Annotated in this window: 2 protein-coding genes; both read right to left on the bottom strand. The window is 73.6% G+C overall.

All coding sequences use genetic code 11. The features are described 5' to 3' along the window. Window positions 1–78: 78 nt before the first annotated feature. Entirely contained in the window at window positions 79–10755 is a 10677-nt protein-coding gene (locus ABZU76_RS35180; RefSeq protein WP_354877478.1) for a type I polyketide synthase, read from the bottom strand. A gap of 42 nt (window positions 10756–10797) precedes the next feature. Beyond that, a complete protein-coding gene (locus tag ABZU76_RS35175) occupies window positions 10798–20163 on the bottom strand; it encodes a type I polyketide synthase (RefSeq protein ID WP_354877475.1) in 9366 nt (3121 codons plus the stop codon). Window positions 20164–20189 lie beyond the last annotated feature (26 nt).

Below are 20189 nucleotides of genomic sequence, written 5' to 3'. Positions count from 1 at the left end.
CGGAAACCACGCACGCACCAGCGAAAGACCCCGCCGGACGCGGTGCGCGTCCGGCGGGGTCCGGTCAGGGCGTGCGCGTCATTCCCGTTCGAGCAGCCACTCCTGCATGGCGCGGGCGGTGACCTCGCGGTGTTCCTCGACCATGCTGTAGTGGTTGCCCGGCACGTCGACCTGGTCGTGGGTCAGCGGCCAGGTGGTCTGCCACTGCTCGCCCGGCACGGGTTCCGCGTCGGGTTCGGCGCCGACGAACTCGGTGGCCCGCACGAGGAGCGTGGGCGCGGACACCGGTGCGGGGAGCCAGTGCTCGAACAGCATCAGGTAGGCCGCCATCGCGGTGAGGCGGACCCCGGTCATGCGGCCGAAGTCCTTTTCCATCTCCAGGGTGCGCATCTCCATGACCGGCATGATGTAGTGGGTCTGTTCGTTGTCGGACAGGTAGGTGTCCACCAGGACCACACCGCGGACCGGCACGCCGAGGGCCTCGAGGCGGGCGGCGACGGCGTGGGCCACCATGCCGCCCGAGGACCGGCCCGCCAGTGCGACGGGCCCGTCGCCGAGGCGCGCCACGATCCGCCGCGCGCCGTAGTCGGCGAGGGCGGCGAGATCGGCCGCCACGTCCTCGCCGGGCACGAAGCCCGGGAGCATCAGCGACCACATGTCCCGGCGCCCGCGCAGGGTACTCGCCAGGCTCACGAACTCCTGGTCGCTGGACCACACCGACGTCGACGGGAAACAGACCACCGGCAACCCACCGTCGCCCGAGGCGAGCCGGACCAGGTCCGGTCCCTTCTCGACCGCGCCGGCGTCGGTGAAGCTGCTCCGCAGCCGGGCCGTCGTGGTGAGCACCCGGTGGGCCACCTCGTACTGCCCCGCCTCGCACGCCTGGCGGTAGAGCATCTCGATGCCGTTGACGAGCGCGGTCTGCCGGTCGACCTCGGCCGGCGGCGACACGGCCGCGCCCGTCTGGTCGAGCAGTGTGGCCAGCTCGCCGGCGAGCGCGCCCAGCGTGGGGTGGTCGAAGACCAGGGTCGGCGCGAGCCGCAGGTCCAGCGCGGTGTTGAGCCGGTTGCGCAGCTCGACCGACGTCAGGGAGTCGAAGCCCAGCTCCCCGAAGGCCCGGCCGGCCTCCAGCGCCGACGGGTCGGAGTGGCCGAGCACGGCCGCGGTCTCCGCGCGCACGAGCTCGACCAGCGCCGCCTCCCGCTCGGGTCCGGCCAGGCCCGCGAACCGGTCCCGCAGGCCGCCGCGCCGCGCGGTGCGGCGGACCGGCAGCCGGACCAGGTCCCGCAGCACCGGCGGAACCTCGAACCCCGCGGGCGGAGTGCCGCCGGCGAGCCGCATCGGCACCACGACCGCCGCGTCGACGCCGAGGGCGGCGTCGAACGCCGCCAGACCGCGTTCGGGCGTGAACCCGATCATCCCGCTGCGGCCCATCCTGGTCCGGTTCGTCTCGTCGAGCTGCCCGGTCATCCCGCCGTCGACCTCCCAGGCGCCCCAGGCCAGCGACCGGGCGGGCAGCCCCTCGGCCCGGCGGTGCGCGGCGAGGGCGTCGAGGAACGCGTTGGCAGCGGCGTAGTTGGCCTGCCCCTGGCTGCCGAGGATCCCGGCCGCGGAGGAGAACAGCACCAGCTCGGCCGAGGTCAGCTCGTGCAGGTGCCAGGCGCCGTCGACCTTCGGCCGGAGGACCGCGTGGAGCCGGTCGCCATCGAGTGACGTGACGAGCCCGTCGTCGAGCGCACCCGCCACGTGCACCACCCGCTCCAGCGGCCGCTCGGCCGGGACCGCCGCGAGCAGGGCGGCCACGGCGGCCCGGTCCGCCACGTCGCAAGCGGCCACGGTCACGTCGGCGCCGAGCTCGGTCAGCTCCGCCAGCAGACCGGGGTCGACGGTGCCACGGCGGCTCGCCAGGACGAGGTGCCGCACTCCGTGCGCGGCGGCGAGGTGCCGGACCACGTGGCCACCGAGCGCCCCGCCCGCCCCGGTGACGAGGACGGTGCCCCGCGCCTCGAAGCCGCGTTCACGGTCGCCTGGTTCGGCACCGGCCGCTTCGGCGGCCTCGACCCGGCGCAGGCGAGGCACCAGCACCGTGCCGGCCCGAAGCGCGAGCTGCGCCTCCCCGGTGGCGACCGCCGCCGCGAACACGCGGTGCGAGGCGGGTTCGTCGTCGAGGTCGACCACGACGATCCGGGCGGGGTTCTCCTGCTGTGCGCTGCGCAGCAGGCCCCACGCGGCCGCGGCGCTCACGTCCTCGGGCGCGTCGTCCGGCGCGGTCGCGACCGCTCGGCGGGTCACGACCACCAGCCGGTGCTCGGTGAGGCGGTGGTCGGTGAGCCAGTGCCGGACGAGCTCCAGCACGCGGCGGGTGAGCGCGTGGGTTTGCGCCACCACGCCGTCTTCCTGGCCGGCCGCGCAGAACACCAGGACGGTCCGCGGCACCGGTACTCCGGCGTCAAGGGCGTCGTCGAGCGACTGAGGATCGAGGTAGGTGCTGAGCGACATCCCGGCCTCGATCAGCCGCGGTCGCAGCTCGAGCGGGTCGAACCCGAGCACAGCCCAGTCCGTGCCGACCTCGCCCGCGGCAGGCTCGACCACCCCCCATTCGAGGGCGAGCAGGTCTCCGCCGTTCTGCGGCACCGGACCCGCGGCCGGGGCCCGCAGCGTCAGCGCGTCGATCGTGAGGACCGGTTCGCCGGCGTCGTCCGCGATGAGCACCGACGCGGTGCCACCGGGTCCGCGCGACAGGCGCACACGGGCGGTCTCCGCGCCCTCGGCGAAGAGCCGCACGCCTTCGAACGCGAACGGCACCCCGCAGACATCCGGTTCCCCGTCCGCGGCGGGCACCCCGAGGGCGAGCGGCTGCAGCGCGGCATCGACCAGCGCCGGATGCACCGCGAACCCGGCCTGTTCGGCGGGAAGCTCGATCTCGGCGAACACCTCGCCCGCCCGGCGCCACATCGCGCGCAGCCCCCGGAACGCCGGGCCGTACACGACGGCACCGTCGGCCAGACTTTCGTAGAACCCGTCGAGGTCGACCGGGACCGCGTCCGCCGGAGGCCAGGCGGTGTCCGCGAAACCGGCCGGCGCCACGGCGGACGAGCCGAGCAGGCCGGCCGCGTTCACCGTCCATTCAGGAGCGTCGTCGCCCCGGGAGGAGATCCGGACCGGGCGTTGGCCGGCGTCGTCGGGCGCGCCGACGATCAACTGCACGGCCACTCCGCCGTCGGGCGGGAGCACCAGCGGTGCGGCGAGGGTGAGCTCCTCGACGCAGTCGAGGCCGACCCGGGTGCCGGCGTGCAGCGCCAGCTCGGCGAACGCGGTGCCGGGCAGGATCGCGGTCCCGCCGAGCGCGTGGTCGGCGAGCCACGGCTGCGTGTCCCGCGACAGCCGGCCGGTGAACAGGACCTCGTCGCTGCCCGCCACCGGGGTCTCGGCGCCGAGCAGCGGATGCCCGCTGGCCGTGAGCCCGATCGCCGCCGGCGCACCGCCGCCGCCGGGCTTCAGCCAGTAGCGCTGGTGCTCGAACGCGTACGTCGGCAACGCGACCCGTCGCGCGGGGACACCGGCGAACGCCGTCCAGTCCACGGGGACGCCGCGGCTGTGCGCGTGCCCCACCGCTCGCACGATCGCCCGTGCTTCGCCGTCTTCACCCCGCAACGCCGGGAGGACAACGAGGTCTTCAGGTTCAGCGCAGATCTCGGCGACCATCGCCTTGAGCGTGGCGCCCGGGCCCAGTTCCCAGGCGGTCCGGACGTCGTACCCCAGCAGGGCGCGCACGCCGTCGGCGAACCGCACCGTGCCGCGCGCGTGCCGGACCCAGTACCCCGGATCGCCCCATAGCTCGGCGGACACGGGCTCACCGGTGAGCGTGGACACCGCGGCGATCCGCGGCTGCGCGAACCCGACCTGATCGAGCACTGTGGCGAACTCGTCGAGCACGGGCTCGACGAGCGGCGAGTGGAACGCGTGGCTCACCGGCAGGAACTTCACCCGCCGGCCGAGGTCGCCGAACCGCCGCGCCAGCGTTTCGAGCGCCGTTTTCCCACCGGACAGCACCACCGACGCCGGCCCGTTGACCGCCGCGATGCCGATCGCGGCCGGATCGGCGGTGGCGAGCACGTCGGCGACCTCGCTCTCGCTCGCGGCGACGGCGAGCATCCCGCCGCCCGCCGGCAAAGCCGCCATCAGCCGGGCCCGCGCGGCCACCACGCGGCAGGCGTCCGGCAACGACCACAACCCGGCGACGTGGGCGGCGGTCAGCTCGCCGATCGAGTGGCCGGCCACCACGTCGGGCCGCACGCCCCACTGCTCGAGGAGCCGGTGCAGGGCCACGCCGATCGCGAACAACGCGGGCTGGGTGAAGGCCGTGTCGTCAAGAGCCGCCGCGTCCGCGGACCCTGCATCGGCGAACAGCACGTCACGGAGGGACCGGGGCAGCTCGCCGTCGAACTGGGCGCACACCTCGTCGAGCGCCTCGGCGAAGACGGGGTAGGCCTCGGCCAGCTCCCGGCCCATCCCCGGCCGCTGCGCGCCCTGGCCGGGAAACAGGAACGCGGTGCGACCGTCGCGGACGAAGTCGCGCACGACGCCGGGCGCAGCATCGCCGGCGGCGAGCGCCGCGAGTCCCGCGCGCAGCTCGGTTTCGTCGGCACCGAGGACGACGGCGCGGTGCTCCAGCGCGGCGCGCGTCGTGGCCAGGGCACAGGCGACGTCGCCGGCATCGGCGTCCGGCGCCGACGCCAGCCAGTCGAGCAACCGGGCCGCCTGGGCGGGCAGGGCCGTCGCCGACCTGGCCGACAGCGGCCAGGCCCACAGGCCGGGGGGCCGGATTTCCTCCGGCGCCTGGGTTTCCAGGACGGGTTCGGCGACGGACGCCGGTTCCTCGATGATCACGTGCACGTTGGTCCCGCTGATGCCGAACGACGAGACGCCCGCCCGCCGCACCCGCTCACCGGCCGGCCAGGCCCGGGCCTCGGTGAGCAGCCGCACCGTGCCCGCGGACCAGTCCACCTGCTCGGTCGGTTTGTCGACGTGCAAGGTCCGGGGCAGCAGTTCGTGCCGCATCGCGAGCACCATCTTGATCACCCCACCCGCGCCCGCGGCGTACTGCGTGTGCCCGATGTTGGACTTGAGCGAACCGAGCCACACGGGGTTGTCCTCGTCGCGGCCCCGGCCGTAGGTCGCGAGCAGGGCCTGCGCCTCGATCGGGTCGCCCAGCCGGGTGCCGGTGCCGTGGCCTTCGACCGCGTCGACGTCGGCCGGGCCGAGCCCTGCGTTCGCGAGCGCCTGCGCGATCACCCGCTGCTGCGACGGGCCGTTCGGCGCGGTGAGGCCGTTGCTGGCGCCGTCCTGGTTGGCGGCGCTCCCCCGGACCACCGCCAGCACCTCGTGCCCGTTGCGCCGCGCGTCGGACAAGCGCTCGACCACCAGCATCGCAACGCCCTCGCCCCAGCCCGTCCCGTCGGCGGCATCGGCGAAGGCCTTGCACCGGCCGTCGGTCGCCAACCCGCCCTGGCGGGAGAACTCGGCGAACGCGCCGGGTGTCGACATGACCGTGACCCCGCCGGCGAGCGCCAGGTCGCATTCACCGCCCCGCAGCGCCTGCCCGGCCAGGTGCAGGGCCATGAGCGAAGACGAGCAGGCGGTGTCGACCGTGACGGCCGGCCCCTCCAGGCCGAGCGTGTAGGCGATCCGGCCCGACATCACGCTGCCCGCGGACCCGGTCAGGCCGTAGCCCGCCGCCACCTCCGGCGCGCTCATCAGCACGGCGCCGTACTCCTGCGGCGTGCCGCCGACGAACACGCCGGTCCGGCTGCCGCGCAGGGCCAGCGGGTCGATCCCGCCGTCCTCCAGCGCTTCCCACGCGGACTCGAGCAGCAGTCGTTGCTGCGGGTCCATGACCAGCGCTTCGCGCGGCGAGATGCCGAAGAACGCGGGGTCGAAGTCGCCGGCCTCGGCCAGGAACGCGCCCTGGCCCGACGCCAGTGCCCCACGTCCCGGGTCGAAGAGCCCGGCGCCGCCCCAGCCGCGGTCGGCAGGGAACCCGGTCATCTCGTCGCGTTCGCCGGCGACCAGCTGCCAGAGGTCCTCGGGGGCGAAGACGCGACCGGGGAACCGGCACGCCATGCCGACGATCACCATGGGGTCGTCCTGCGCCGGCGCCGGTGCGGGAGCCAGGGTGAGGGCGTCGGCCGCGCCGCCGAACAGCGCGTCGTCGAGGTGCCGGGCCAGTTGCGGCACGGTCGGGTAGTCGAAGATCAGGGTGGCGGGCAGCCGCAGGCCCGTGGCTGCGCCGATCCGGTTGCGCAGCTCCAACGCGGTCAGCGAGTCGAACCCCAGGGACTGGAAGGGCTTGCCGAGCGAGACATCCGCGGCGGAGGCGTGGCCGAGGACGGCCGCGGCTTCCCGGCGCACGAGATCGGCGAGCGCGCCGCGCCGCTCGGTCTCGGCCAGCGGCACGAGGCCGGCGGTGAAGGCGGGGTCGCCCGAGCCGGTGGTCGCGGCGCTTTCGGCCTCCTCCTTCAGCACGGCGGCGACCTCGGGGATGTCCTCGATCAGCGGACGGCGCCGTGCCATCGTGTAGCCCGGGGTGAACCGAGCCCAGTCCATATTGGACACCGTCAGTGTCGTCTCGCCGCTGCCCACGGCCTCGGCCATCGCCGCCACGGCGAGCTCGGGATCCATCATCCGCAGGCCCAGCCGGGTCAGCAGCTGACCGGCGTCGCCGGCCGCCATGCCGGAGTTCCGCCAGCCGCCCCAGGCGATCGCCGTCGCCGGCAGGCCACGGGCGCGGCGCTGCTCGGCCAGGCCGTTGAGGAAGGCGTTCGCGGCGGCGTAGGCACCGTTGCCGTGGCTGCCCCAGATCGCGGCGCCGGAGGAGAAGAGTACCAAGGCGTCGAGGTCGAGATCCGCGGTCAGCTCGTCGAGGTTCCTGGCACCGTCCACTTTGGCCGAAAGCACGGAAGCGAAGTTCTCGAGGCTTGTCGTGGCGGTCTCTTCGTACGCGGTGACCCCTGCGGCGTGGACAACGGCGGTCAGCTCGGCCGAGAGGTCGGCCAGCACCTGTGCCAGCGCGGCCCGGTCCGCCACGTCGCAGCGCACCACCGAAACCCCGGGTTCCAGCTCGTCCTCGGCGTTCGCCCCGCTGCGCGAGAGGAGCACGACCCGCTCCGCGCCGTTCGCGACGAGCCAGCGGGCCACGTGCCGGCCGATGCCGCCGGTGCCACCGGTCACCAGCACCGTGCCTCGCGGAGCCCACACGCCCGGACGACCGGCGGCACGAACCAGCCGGCGCACCCACACCCCGGACCCGCGCACCGCCAGCTGGTCCTCGCCGGTGCCCCAGGAGAGCGCGGCGGCGAACAGCTCGGCGCTCCGACGCCCCCACTTCCCGGGCAGGTCGACGAGACCGCCCCAGGTTCGCGGCTGTTCCAGTCCGATGACCTGGCCGAGCGCCCACACCTGGGCCTGGCCGGGGCGGACCGGCGGTTCGCCGTCGAGCGCGCCGGCTCCCTGCGTCGCGACCCACAGCGGGGCGTCGATCTCCAGGTGCCGCAGCGCCTGGCTGAGCGACACGGTGCCGTAGAGGCCGGCGCCGACTCCGGGCGCCGCGGGCAGTGGTTCTTCGTCGAGGCCCAGCAGGGAAAGGATCCCGGCGAGGTCGCCGAGCCCGTCGAGTTTCTCGCCGAGCAGGGCGGTCAGGTCGTCGCGAGCGGGATCGACGACGAGCCGTTCGGCCTTGGCGCCGTGGGCGACCAGCGCGTCGTGGATCCGGTCGGGCCAGACCTCGTCACGGGTGGTCACGAGGAGCCAGGTGCCGGCCAGGTGCGCGGGCGGCGCGGCCGCGGCCGCCCAGGTCACCCGGTAACGCCAGTCGTCGAGGGTGTGGCGGCGGCGGTCCCGATCGCGCCACCGGTTCAGCGCCGGCAGTGCCTGTTCCCAGAACTCGGCCGGGACATCACCACCCACCGCCTGCGCGATCACCGACGCGTCCCGCTGCTCCACAATGGACCAGAACACATCGTCGGCCGGTGTTCGCTCCGGCGAAGCCTCCGGAGTCAGCCAGAAATGCTGGTGCTGAAAGGGATACGTCGGCAGGTCCGGCAGATGGACCGGCCGGGACGTCGGTTGCGGGAGAGTGAGGTCGATCCCCTTGACATGCGCGGTGGCGAGGGCTGTGAGCCACTGCCGGTGAGTTCCGTCGTTGCGGGTCAACGTGTGCAGGACAGTGCCACCGGTGATCTCGTCGACCGGTGTGGTGAGGACGGGGTGGGCACTGATTTCGAGGAATCGGCTGAATCCGCTCTCCGCGACCGCGGTGATCGCGTCGGCGAACCGCACCGTCGAACGCAGGTTCCGCACCCAGTAATCCGCGTCCAGCGTCGTCGTGTCGATCCGTTGCCCGGTAACCGTGGAAACCATCGGAATAACGGAAGCCAGAGGCGTGATTTCACTGAGCGCCGCACGCAGTTCGTCAGCGATCGTGTCCACCTGCGCCGAGTGGGAGGCGTAGTCCACCGGGATCCGACGTGCCCGCGCACCTTCGGCCGCGCAATACGCGACCAGCGTTTCGAGATCGTCGACCGTGCCCGACACAATCACCGCACCGGGGCTGTTCACCGCAGCGACACCAACACCGGCCAGCCCCAGCGTGGTGATGGCCTCCCCGACGCGTTCGGCAGGCCACGCAATCGACCCCATCGTTCCCAGGCCGGACAGCGAACGTTCGATCAACGCCGACCGCAACGCCACCACCCGCGCCGCATCCTCCAAACTCAACGCTCCGGCAACACAAGCAGCCGCGATCTCACCCTGCGAATGCCCAACCACCACGGCCGGAACCACACCAGACTCAGCCCACAAAGCCGCCAACGACACCGCAACAGCCCACGACACCGGCTGCACCACCGACACCCGCTCCATCGCGTTCGGATCATCGAGCACCTCGGACAACGACCAGTCAACCCACAGACCAAGAGCCCGCTCACAGGCCTCCATCGAAGCCGCGAACACCGGAGACGATTCCCACAAGGCCCGGCCCATGCCCACCCACTGACCGCCCTGCCCGGCAAAAACACCAGCCACACCACCGGAACCCGACACGACCCCACGCACCACATCCGGAGACTCGGCACCGTCGGCCACCGCACGCACACCCGCCAGCAGCGTCGCACGGTCGTCACCGATCACCACCGCGCGATGATCGAACCGCGACCGCCCCACCGTCAGCGCCCACCCGAGGTCACCGGCCTGCCACGCCGACTCCGACGCCACCGTGTCCAGCCGCCGGGCCTGGTCCCGCAAGGCGGCTTCCGACCCAGCGGACACCACCCACGACGCCGGCCCGCCGGAACCGGCGCCCGCCTCGGCCGGCTCCTCCTCGGGTGCCTGCTCCAGCACGACGTGCGCGTTCGTGCCGCTCATCCCGAACGACGACACCGCCGCCCGCCGCGGCCGATCCGTTTCCGGCCACTCCCGCGCCTTGGTCAGCAGTTCCACCGCGCCCGCGGACCAGTCGACCTCCGCCGACCGCTCCCCGACGTGCAACGTCGCCGGCAGCACCCCGTGCCGCAGCGACTCGACCATCTTGATCACACCCGCTACACCGGAAACGGCCTGCGTGTGGCCGATGTTCGACTTCACCGAACCCAGCCACAGCGGCTCGCCCCCGAGCCGGTCGCGCCCGTACGTCGCCAGCAACGCCTGCGCCTCGATCGGATCACCCAGCTTCGTGCCCGTGCCGTGTGCCTCGACGGCGTCCACCTCGGCCGCCGAAAGCCCGGCACTCGCCAGCGCGTCGCGGATCACCCGCTCCTGCGAAGGACCGTTCGGTGCCGTCAGACCATTGGACGCACCATCCTGGTTCACCGCCGAACCCCGCACCACCGCCAGCACCCGATGCCCGTTACGGCGCGCATCCGAAAGCCGCTCCAGCAGCACGACCGCGGCACCCTCGCCCCAGCCGATCCCGTCGGCCGCGTCGGAAAACGCCTTGCACCGGCCGTCGACCGCCAGCCCGCGCTGACGCGCGAACGCCACGAACCCCGACGGGGTGGCGAGAATCGCGGCGCCACCCGCCAGGGCGAGCGAGCAGTCGTTCTGCCGCAGGGACTGGATGGCCGTGTGCATCGCGACGAGCGACGAAGAGCAGGCCGTGTCGACCGACACGGCCGGTCCCTCGAGCCCGAGGACGTAGGCGATGCGGCCGGACATCACGCTGCCGGTGCCGCCAGTCAGCGCGTACGCCTCCCCGCCCGGCACGCCCATCAGCGCCGCGGTGTGTTCGAGCGCCGCACCGCCGACGAACACCCCGGTCCGGCTGCCCCGCAACGACAACGGCGCGATCCCCGCCCGCTCCACCGCTTCCCACGAGATCTCGAGCAGCAACCGCTGCTGCGGATCCATCATCGAGGCCTCGCGCGGCGAAATGCCGAACACCGACGGGTCGAAGTTGCCCGCGCCGCGCAGGAATGCGCCCTGCGTCGTGTACGTGGTGCCCGACCGATCCGGGTCGGCGTCGTACAGCGCGGCCAGGTCCCAGCCGCGGTCGGTCGGGAACGGGCCGACCGCGTCCACCTCGTCGACGACCAGCTGCCACAGCTGCTCAGGCGTGTCGGCCCCACCCGGCAGCCGGCAGGCCATACCGACCACGGCGATCGGCTCGCGCTGCCGATCCTGGCTCTCCTTCAGCCGCTGACGCGTCTGCTGCAGGTCGGTCGTCACGCGCTTGAGGTAGGTGCGCAGCTTGTCCTCGGTCATGCTTCCTCATTCCGGGGCGATGGTCGCGTAAGCGGGGACGGGTCAGGACACACCCAGGTCGTGATCGATGAAGTCGAAGATCTCGTCGTCGGACGCGGTGTCGAGGTCGACGTCGGCGTCCGGGTCCTCGCCGGGGCCGTCGAGCGCGGCCAGGAGCTCCCGCAGCCGCCGGGCGACATCGTCCCGCGCCGGGCCGAGGCCCGGCAGCGCGCCGGCGATCCGGTTGAGCTCGCGGGCGACGTCCACGAAGTCGGTGAGCGACTGCTCGGCCGGCACGAGCCGGGCGAGCACGAACCGCGCCAACGCCGCGGGCGTCGGGTGGTCGAACACGAGCGTGGCCGGCAGGACGAGCCCAGTCTCGGCACCCAGGCGCGTGCGCAGTTCGACCGCCGTGAGCGAGTCGAACCCAAGCTCCGCCAGTGCCCGGTCGTCGGCGATGGCGTCCGGCGAGTCGTATCGCAGCACCGCGGCGAGATGCTTGCGGACGAGCCCGAGCAGCATCGCGTGACGCTCGGCCTCCAGCAGACCGGCGAGGCGCTCGCGCAGCTCGTCTCCGGTCGAGGTGTCCACTGTGGTCTCGGCCTGCTCCCTCAGCACGGCGGCGACCTCGGGGATGTCCTCGATCAGCGGACGGCGCCGCGCCATCGTGTAAGCCGGGGTGAACCGGGCCCAGTCCATATCGGACACCGTCAACGCCGTCTCGCCGCTGCCCACGGCCTCGGCCATCGCCGTCACGGCCAGCTCGGGGTCCATCATCCGCAGGCCCAGCCGCGTCAGTGCCTCGGCCGCGCCTTCGTTGTCCTGCAGCATGCCACCGGATCCCCACGCGCCCCAGGCGATCGCCGTCGCCGGCAGACCGCGGGCCCGGCGCTGCTCCGCCAGCCCGTCCAGGAACGCGTTGCCGGCGGCGTAGGCGCCGTTGCCCGCGCTGCCCCACACCGCCGAGCCCGACGAGAAGAGCACGAAGGCGTCGAGGTCGAGATCCGCGGTCAGCTCGTCGAGGTTCCTCGCGCCCGCGACCTTCCCGAGCGTCGCCTCGGCGAGATCGTCCGGGGTGAGGCCGGCAGTGGGCCCGTAGCTGGCGACACCGGCGGCGTGGACAACGGCGGTGAGCTCATCCGAAAGGCCGGCCACGACTTCCGCCAGCGCATCCCGATCCGCCACGTCACAGCGGACCACCGAAACCACGGAACCCACCGAATCCGGCTCGCTCACGGCGTCGGCACCGCGGCGCGACACCAGCACCACCCGGTCGGCGCCGTTCGCGACGAGCCAGCGGGTGAGGTGCGAGCCCACGCCACCGGTCCCGCCGGTGACCAGCACCGTCCCTCGCGGGGTCCACGTCCCGGGGCCGCCCGCGCCGCGCACGAGCCGGCGCGCCCACACTCCCGATGCCCGCACCGCGACCTGGTCCTCACCGGAGGTGAGCACGCCCAGCACCCGCCGGGCGGTGTGCTCGTCCGGCGCGGCCGGGAGATCCACCAGGCCGCCCCAGGACCGGGGGTTCTCGAGCCCGTGCACCTGCCCGAGGCCCCAGCTCTCGCGCTGGCCGGCCGACACCGGCTCGGCGTCGTCGACCGCAACCGCGACCGCGCGCCGGGTGAACAGCCACAGCGGCGCCTCGATCTCCAGCGCGCCCAACGCCTGCGTCACCGCGACGGTGCCGGCGAGACCGGCGGGGACCACGGGGTACCGGGTCAGCGGACGTTCGTCCAGCGGCGTCAGGCAGAGGACACCGGTCAGGTCGCCGGCCTGGTTCCCGTGCCGCGCCAGGGCTTCCGTGATGTCCTCGGCGATCCGCTCCCGGGTCGCCTCGGCCTCGGCCGGCACGACGACGCCGTCGAGGCCTTCGGCGAGCAGTGCGTCGACCGTGCTCTGCGCTGCGGCCGGGGCGACGACGAGCCAGGTTCCCGACGGCCTCGCCGTTCGGTTCCCGGTCTCCCGTTTCCAGGTGAGGCGGTAGCGCCACGCGTCGAGGCGCTCGCTGCGCCGGCGCCCTTCGTGCCACTGAGCCAGCACCGGCAAGGCCTGCCCCCAGAACTCCGCCGGCGGGTCGCCGCCGAGGACTTCCGCGAACGCGGGCACGTCGTGCTTCTCCACCGCGGACCAGAACGCGTCGTCCGCCGCGCCGCCCGCGGCCGCGGTCCGCGGGGTGAGCCAGAAGTGCTGGTGCTGGAACGGATACGTCGGCAGTTCGAGCAGGTACGCCGGCCGAGGCGTCGGTTGTGGCAACGTGAGGTCGATCCCCTTGACGTAGGCCGTGGCCACGGCGGTGAGCCACTGGCGGTGGTCGCCGTTGTCGCGGGTGAGGGTGGTGAGCACGGTGGCCGGTGCCCCGGACTCGTACGTGGTGTCTTCGACGGCAGCGCTCAGCACGGGATGGGCGCTGATCTCGAGGAACCGGCTGAACCCGCTCTCGGCGACGGCGGCGATCGCGTCGGCGAACCGCACGGTGGAGCGCAGGTTCCGCACCCAGTAGTCCGCGTCGAGGGTGGTCGTGTCGATGCGCTGCCCGGTGACGCTGGAGACCATCGGGATGACCGAGGTCTGCGGGGTGATTCCCTTCAGCGCGGTACGCAGTTCGTCGGCGATCGTGTCGACCTGGGCCGAGTGCGAGGCGTAGTCCACCGGAATCCGACGCGCCCGCGCGCCTTCGGCCGCGCAGTGCGCGACCAGAGTTTCAAGATCTTCGATGGTGCCGGATACGATCACCGCGGCCGGGCTGTTCACCGCGGCAACGCCGACACCGGTCAAAGCCAACGTGCTGATCGCTTCCTCGACCCGCTCGGCCGGCCACGCGATCGACCCCATCGTGCCCAGCCCGGACAAGGACCGTTCGATCAAGCCCGATCGCACCGCGACGACCCGCGCCGCGTCGTCGAGGCTCAGCGCCCCGGCAACACCCGCGGCCGCGATCTCCCCTTGCGAATGGCCCACCACCACGGCCGGAACCACACCCACGTCCGCCCACAGCGCCGCGAGAGAGGTCGCCACGGCCCACGACACGGGCTGCACCACCGAGACCCGGCCCATCGCCACCGGATCGTCCAGCACGTCGGACAACGACCAGTCGACCCACGGAGCAAGAGCCCGTTCACACGCGGCCATCGACTCCGCGAACACCGGCGACGCTTCCCACAGCGCCCGGCCCATGCCGACCCACTGGCCGCCCTGCCCAGCGAAAATCCCGGCCACACCACCGGAACCCGACACCGTCCCGCGCACCACATCCGGAGACTCGGTGCCCTCCGCGAGCGCGGACAATCCCGCCGGCATCGACGTCCGGTCACCGATCACCACGGCACGATGCTCGAACCGCGACCGCCCCACCGAGAGCGTGTGCGCGACCTCCACCTCCGAAACATCCGGATGTGAAGCCAGATGCGCGGCCAGCCGCCCGGCCTGAACGGCCAACGCCGCGTCCGTCACCCCCGACAACGGCACCAGCACCACACCGTCCGACGGCTCGGAAACCGCCGGCTCTTCCTCAGGAGCCTGCTCCAGCACCACGTGCGCGTTCGTCCCGCTCATGCCGAACGACGACACTCCCACCCGCCGGGGGCGGCCCGTCGCCGGCCATTCCCGGGCCTCCGTGAGCAATTCCACCGCGCCCGACGACCAGTCCACCTCTCCCGACGGCTCGTCGACGTGCAGCGTCGCCGGCAACATTCCGTGCCGCAGCGCCGCCACCGCCTTGATCACTCCCGCCACGCCCGCGGCCGCCTGTGTGTGGCCGAGGTTCGACTTGAGCGAACCCAGCCACAGCGGCTCACCACCGAGCCGGTCGCGCCCGTAGGTCGCCAGCAGCGCCTCGACCTCGATCGGGTCCCCGAGTTTCGTGCCGGTCCCGTGCCCTTCGACCGCGTCCACTTCGGACGGTTCAAGGCCGGCAGCGGCCAGCGCGTCCCGGATCACCCGCTCCTGCGAAGGACCGTTCGGTGCCGTCAGACCATTGGACGCACCATCCTGGTTCACCGCCGAACCCCGCACCACCGCCAGCACCCGATGCCCATTGCGGCGCGCATCCGAAAGCCGCTCCAGAACGAGTACGCCGACGCCTTCCGCCCAGCCGGTCCCGTCGGCGGCGGAGGAGAACGCCTTGCACCGGCCGTCCGCCGCCAACCCGCCCTGCCGCGAGAACTCGACGAAGTTGCCCGGCGTCGACATCACGGCGACCCCACCGGCCAGCGCCAGGTCGCACTCACCGCCGCGCAATGCCTGCGCCGCCAGGTGCAGCCCGACCAAGGACGACGAACACGCCGTGTCCACCGAGACCGCCGGGCCCTGCAGGCCGAGGAAGTACGACAACCGTCCGGAAAGGACACTCCCGGCGGCACCGGTCAGCACGTAGCCGGAGTCGGATTCGGCGGAGTTCACCAGGACGGTCGAATACTCCTGCACCGTCCCGCCGACGTAGACACCGGTGCGGCTGCCGTGCAACGACAACGGATCGATCCCCGCCCGCTCCACCGCCTCCCACGACACCTCCAGCAACAACCGCTGCTGCGGATCCATCGCCAACGCCTCCCGCGGCGACACCCCGAAAAACCCCGCGTCGAACCCACCCACATCGGCAACGAACCCACCACGCCCACCGGCAGAACCTGGCCACAACTCCCAGCCGCGGTCAGCCGGAAACCCTGACACGGCGTCCACCTCGTCCGACACCACCCGCCACAGATCCTCCGGCGAGCTCACCCCGCCCGGCAGCCGGCAGCCCATCCCGACCACTGCCACCGGCTCGTCGGCAACGGACCGGGCCACGGCCACTTCCCGTGCGGTGGTGACGCCCAGCAGCCGCTCGCGCAGCGCGTCGGCCAGCTCCGCCGGCGTCGGGAAATCGAACACGAGCGCCGCGGGCAGCGTCAGGCCGGTCGCGGTACCGAGGCGGGTCCGCAGCTCCATGGCGGTCAGCGAGTCGAACCCCTGACTGCCGAACGCCGTGCCGGCCCCGATCGAGGTGGGCCCGGGCAGGCCCAGCACCTCCGCGGCCGCGCGGCGGACCAGCTCGAGCAGGCTCATCCGCTGCTCGGCCTCCGCCATCGCCGCGAGGCGGGTGCGCAGCTCGTCGCCGGCCTCGGTGCCGGCCGGCTCCTCCTCCGCACTCAGGATTCCCACGACCTCGGGCACGCCCTCGATCAGTGGACGGCGCCGCGACATCGTGTACGCGGAGGTGAACCGCGCCCAGTCGATCGCCGCGATCGTGCAAGTCGCCGCTCCGGACCCGACCGCCTCGCCGAGCGCGGCGAGCGCCGGCTCCGGGTCCATGGCTCGCAGGCCACGTCGCAGCAGCGCCTCGTCGTCCACGTCGGCGGCCATCCCTCCGGCCCGCCAAGGGCCCCAGGCGATCGAGGTGGCCGTGAGTCCTCGTGCTCGTCGGTGCTCGGCAAGGCCGTCGAGGTAGGCGTTCGCGCTCGCGTACGCGGCCTGACCGGCACCGCCCCAGGCGGCCGCGCCCGAGGAGAACAGCACGAACGCGTCGAGGTCGAGCTGCGCGGTCAGGTCGTGCAGGTGCCGGGCGCCCGCTGCCTTGGCCCCCGCGGCCACGGCGAAATCGGCCACCGAGCTGCTCAGCAGATCGCGGTACTCGGCTATTCCGGCCGCGTGCACGACCGCGCGCAGCGGCTGCTCGTCCGGTACTCGGGCCAGCAACGCCGTGACAGCTTCGCGGTCGGCCACATCGCACGCCTCGATCACGACCTCGGCGCCCGCCGCGGACAGCTCCGCACGCAGTTCGGCGGCACCGGCGGCCGCCGGTCCGCGTCGGCTCGCGAGCACCAGCCGCTCCGCACCGTTGGCGACGAGCCAGCGGGCCACCTGCGCACCGAGGCCGCCGGTGCCACCGGTCACCAGCACCGTGCCCCGCGGCCGCCAGCCGCCCCGGCCGCGCCCCGGCCCGCCCGCTGCCCGGACCAGCCGGCGGCCGAACACCCCGGCGGCGCGGATCGCGACCTGGTCCTCGCCGCCGGTCGCGGTGAGGACCCCGGCCAGCCGGTCCAGCACCCGCTCGTCCGGATCCGCCGGGAGATCGACCAGTCCACCCCAGGACCGTGGCAGCTCCAGCCCCGCGACCTGGCCCAGACCCCACAGTTGCCGCTGCACCGGGGAGACGGCCTCGTCGGTCCGGCCGACGGCCACGGCCGACCGCGTAAGAATCCACAGTGGAGCGTCGACACCGGCCAGTCTCCCGAAGAGCGACACCGTGGTGCTCAGGCCCGAAGACAGCGCCGGGAATTCGGGATCCGCGCCCTCGGCCAGGCCGAGCAACGACAGCATGCCGGCCGGGGTGAAACCGTCCAACGCCCCGGAAAGCCGGGCCGCCAGGTCCTCGGCCGACGTCGCGGACACCGTGCGAACGGTCGCGCCGTGCTCCCGAAGCGCTCCGGTCACGCGGGCCGCGAACTCGTCCTCGCCCTCGGGCAACACCACCAGCCAGTCACCGAGCGCCCGGGCGGAGGCCACCGGCACCGGCGACCAGTCCGTGCGGTACCGCCAGGACCCGAGCAGCGCATGGCGGTCGCGGTCACGGTGCCACCGCGCGAGCGCGGGCAGCACCGGTTCCCACACCGCCGCGTCGGAGCCCAGCAGTTCTGCGAACCGAGCCGGCTCGGCCTGCTCGACCGCGGCCCAGAATTCCGCATCGGCGGGCGGGGTCGGGGTTCGCGAGCCGGGTTCGCCGTCGAGCCAGTAGCGGCGGTGCCGGAACGCGTATGTCGGGAGCTCGACGGCCGAGCGCGGCCGCCCGCCGGTGAAGGCTTCCCGGTCCAGGGCCGCGCCTCGGACGTAGGCGCGCGTGACGGCGGCGTAGAGGGAGTCGACCTCACCTCGGTCACCGCGCATCCCCGCCGCGCACACCACCGCGCCGGGCTCGATTTCCCGAAACGCCAGCCATTCCTCGGCCATCGCGGTACCGGCGCTGCCGGGTCCCAGTTCCAGGATCGTGGCGACCCCGCGGTCCACGAGCGTGCCCACGCCGTCGGCGAACCGCACGGTCTCGCGCACGTGCCGGACCCAGTAGCCCGGATCGCGCCACTGCTCCGCGGTGACGAGCGCACCGGTGAGACCCGAGACCGCGGGCAGCTGCGGGACACCGAAGGTGACCCGCTCGAGGACAGCGCGGAAGGCTTCGAGCATCGGTGCCATCAGCGGCGAGTGGAACGCGTGGCTCACCGCGAGCCGCCGGGTGCGAGCACCCTGCGCGGCGAACTGCGCGGCCACCTCCAGCACCGCCGGCTCGACGCCGGACACGACCACGGAGGCGGGCCCGTTCACCGCCGCCACGCCGACCTGGTCCCCGTGCTCGGCGAGCACGGCCCGCACCTGCTCCTCGGGCAGCCCGACGGCCACCATCGCCCCACCGGCCGGAAGCTCCCCCATCAGCCGGGCGCGGGCCAGCACCACGGCACAGGCGTCGGCGAGCGTCCACAGCCCCGCCACGTGCGCCGCGGCCAGCTCGCCGATCGAATGGCCGAGCACCACGTCCGGCCGCACACCCCAGCTCTCGAGCAGCCGGTACAGCGCGACCTCGACCGCGAACAACGCCGGCTGGGTGTAGGTGGTGGTGCCGAGCGCCGCCGCGGCGTCCGCGCCCTCGACGGCGAAAACGACGTCGGCGAGCGGCCGGTCGAGCCCCGGCGCGAACGCCGCGCAGATCTCGTCGAACGCGGCCGCGAACACCGGGAACGCCTCGTACAGCGACCGGGCCATCCCCGGGCGCTGGGCTCCCTGTCCCGCAAAGGAAAATGCGAGCCGGCCCTCCCGCACCCGGTCGCGCACGACGCCGGGCGCGACCTCGCCGCCGGCCAAGGCGCGGAGCCCGGCGAGCACGCCGGCCCGATCCCCCGCGACGACGGCGGCCCGCTCCTCGAGGCTCGCCCGGCCGGCCGCCATCGCCCGCGCGACGTCACCGGGATCGGCGTCGGGGGTGCGGCTCAGCCAGGTGGCCAGCTGCGCGGCCTGCTCACCCAGCGCGTCACTCCCCCTGGCGGACACCAGCACCGGCGGCAGCGGGACGTGGGCCGGCTCGGCTGCCGAGGGTTCCGTGAGTTCGGAGGGTTCGGCCTGTTCGAGGACGACGTGGGCGTTGGTGCCACTGATGCCGAACGAGGACACCCCCGCCCGGCGGACCCGGCCCGGATCCGGCCACGGCCGGTTCTCCCGCAGCAGGTCCACCGCGCCGGCCGTCCAGTCGACCTGCGAGGTGGGCCGGTCCACGTGCAGCGTCCGCGGCAGCACTCGGTGCCGCAGCGCCATCACCATCTTGATCACCCCGGCCACCCCGGCGGCGTACTGCGTGTGCCCGATGTTCGACTTGATCGAACCGATCCACAGCGGCCGGTCGCCGGAGCGGTCCTGGCCGTACGTCGCGAGCAGTGCGTGGGCCTCGATCGGGTCACCGAGCCGCGTGCCGGTCCCGTGCGCCTCGACGGCGTCCACATCGGACAGTGATAGGCCCGCATCGGCGAGCGCCGCCCGGATCACCCGCTGCTGCGACGGGCCGCTCGGCGCGGTCAGGCCGTTGGAGGCGCCGTCGGAGTTCACGGCCGTGCCGCGAACCGTCGCGAGCACGCGAAGCCCCCGCCGGCGCGCGTCCGACAGCCGCATCACCGCGAGCAGCCCGACCCCCTCGCCCCAGCCCGTGCCGTCGGCCGCGTCGGCGAACGGCTTGCACCGCCCGTCGCCGGCCGAGCCACCCTGGCCAGCGAACTCGGCGAAGATGGCCGGAGTGGACATCACCAGCACCCCGCCGGCGAGCGCGAGGTCACACTCCCCCGACCGCAGCGACCGGGTCGCCAGGTGCAGAGCCACCAGCGAAGAAGAGCACGCGGTGTCGACCGTGACCGCGGGACCTTCCAGCCCGAGGCAGTAGGCGATCCGGCCGGACATCACGCTTCCCGGCACCCCGGTGAGCGCGTAACCCGGCGCCTGGCCGGACTCCGCGAGCAGGGCGCCGTACTCCTGCGACGCACCACCGACGAACACCCCGGCCCGGCTGCCCCGCAGGGAAACCGGGTCGACACCGGCGTGTTCCACCGCCTCCCAGGCCGCCTCCAGCAGGAGCCGCTGCTGCGGGTCCATCGTCAGCGCTTCGCGGGGCGAGATCCCGAAGAACGGCGCGTCGAACTCCCCCGCCTCGGTGAGGAAGGCGGCCTCGCGGGCCGTCGGCACGTCGAAACCGTCCCACCCGCGGTCCGCCGGGAACGCCGTCATGGCGTCCCGGCCGTCGGCGACGAGCCGCCAGAGCTCCTCCGGCCCGTGCACCCCGCCCGGGAACCGGCACGCGATCCCGACGATCGCGACGGGTTCGGCCGCGGCGGAGGCCAGGCGCTGGTTCTGCCGGCGCAGGCGCTCGTTCTCCACCAGCGACGCACGCAGGGCGTCGACAACCTCGGTGGCGGAAGTACTCATCACGGGGCTCCCACTGTTCGCTGCTG

Origin of the sequence: Amycolatopsis sp. NPDC005232 (assembly GCF_040607795.1) — a bacterium.
Lineage (GTDB): Bacteria > Actinomycetota > Actinomycetes > Mycobacteriales > Pseudonocardiaceae > Amycolatopsis.
Note: the sequence above shows the minus strand (reverse complement) of the source record. Positions and strands in the feature narration are given on the sequence as shown.

What these genes read in the sequence shown, in the direction of transcription:
- ABZU76_RS35180 (WP_354877478.1), bottom strand. Translation starts at nt 10,755, where the DNA reads ATGACCGAGGACAAGCTGCGCACCTACCTCAAGCGCGTGACGACCGAC.
- ABZU76_RS35175 (WP_354877475.1), bottom strand. Translation starts at nt 20,163, where the DNA reads ATGAGTACTTCCGCCACCGAGGTTGTCGACGCCCTGCGTGCGTCGCTG.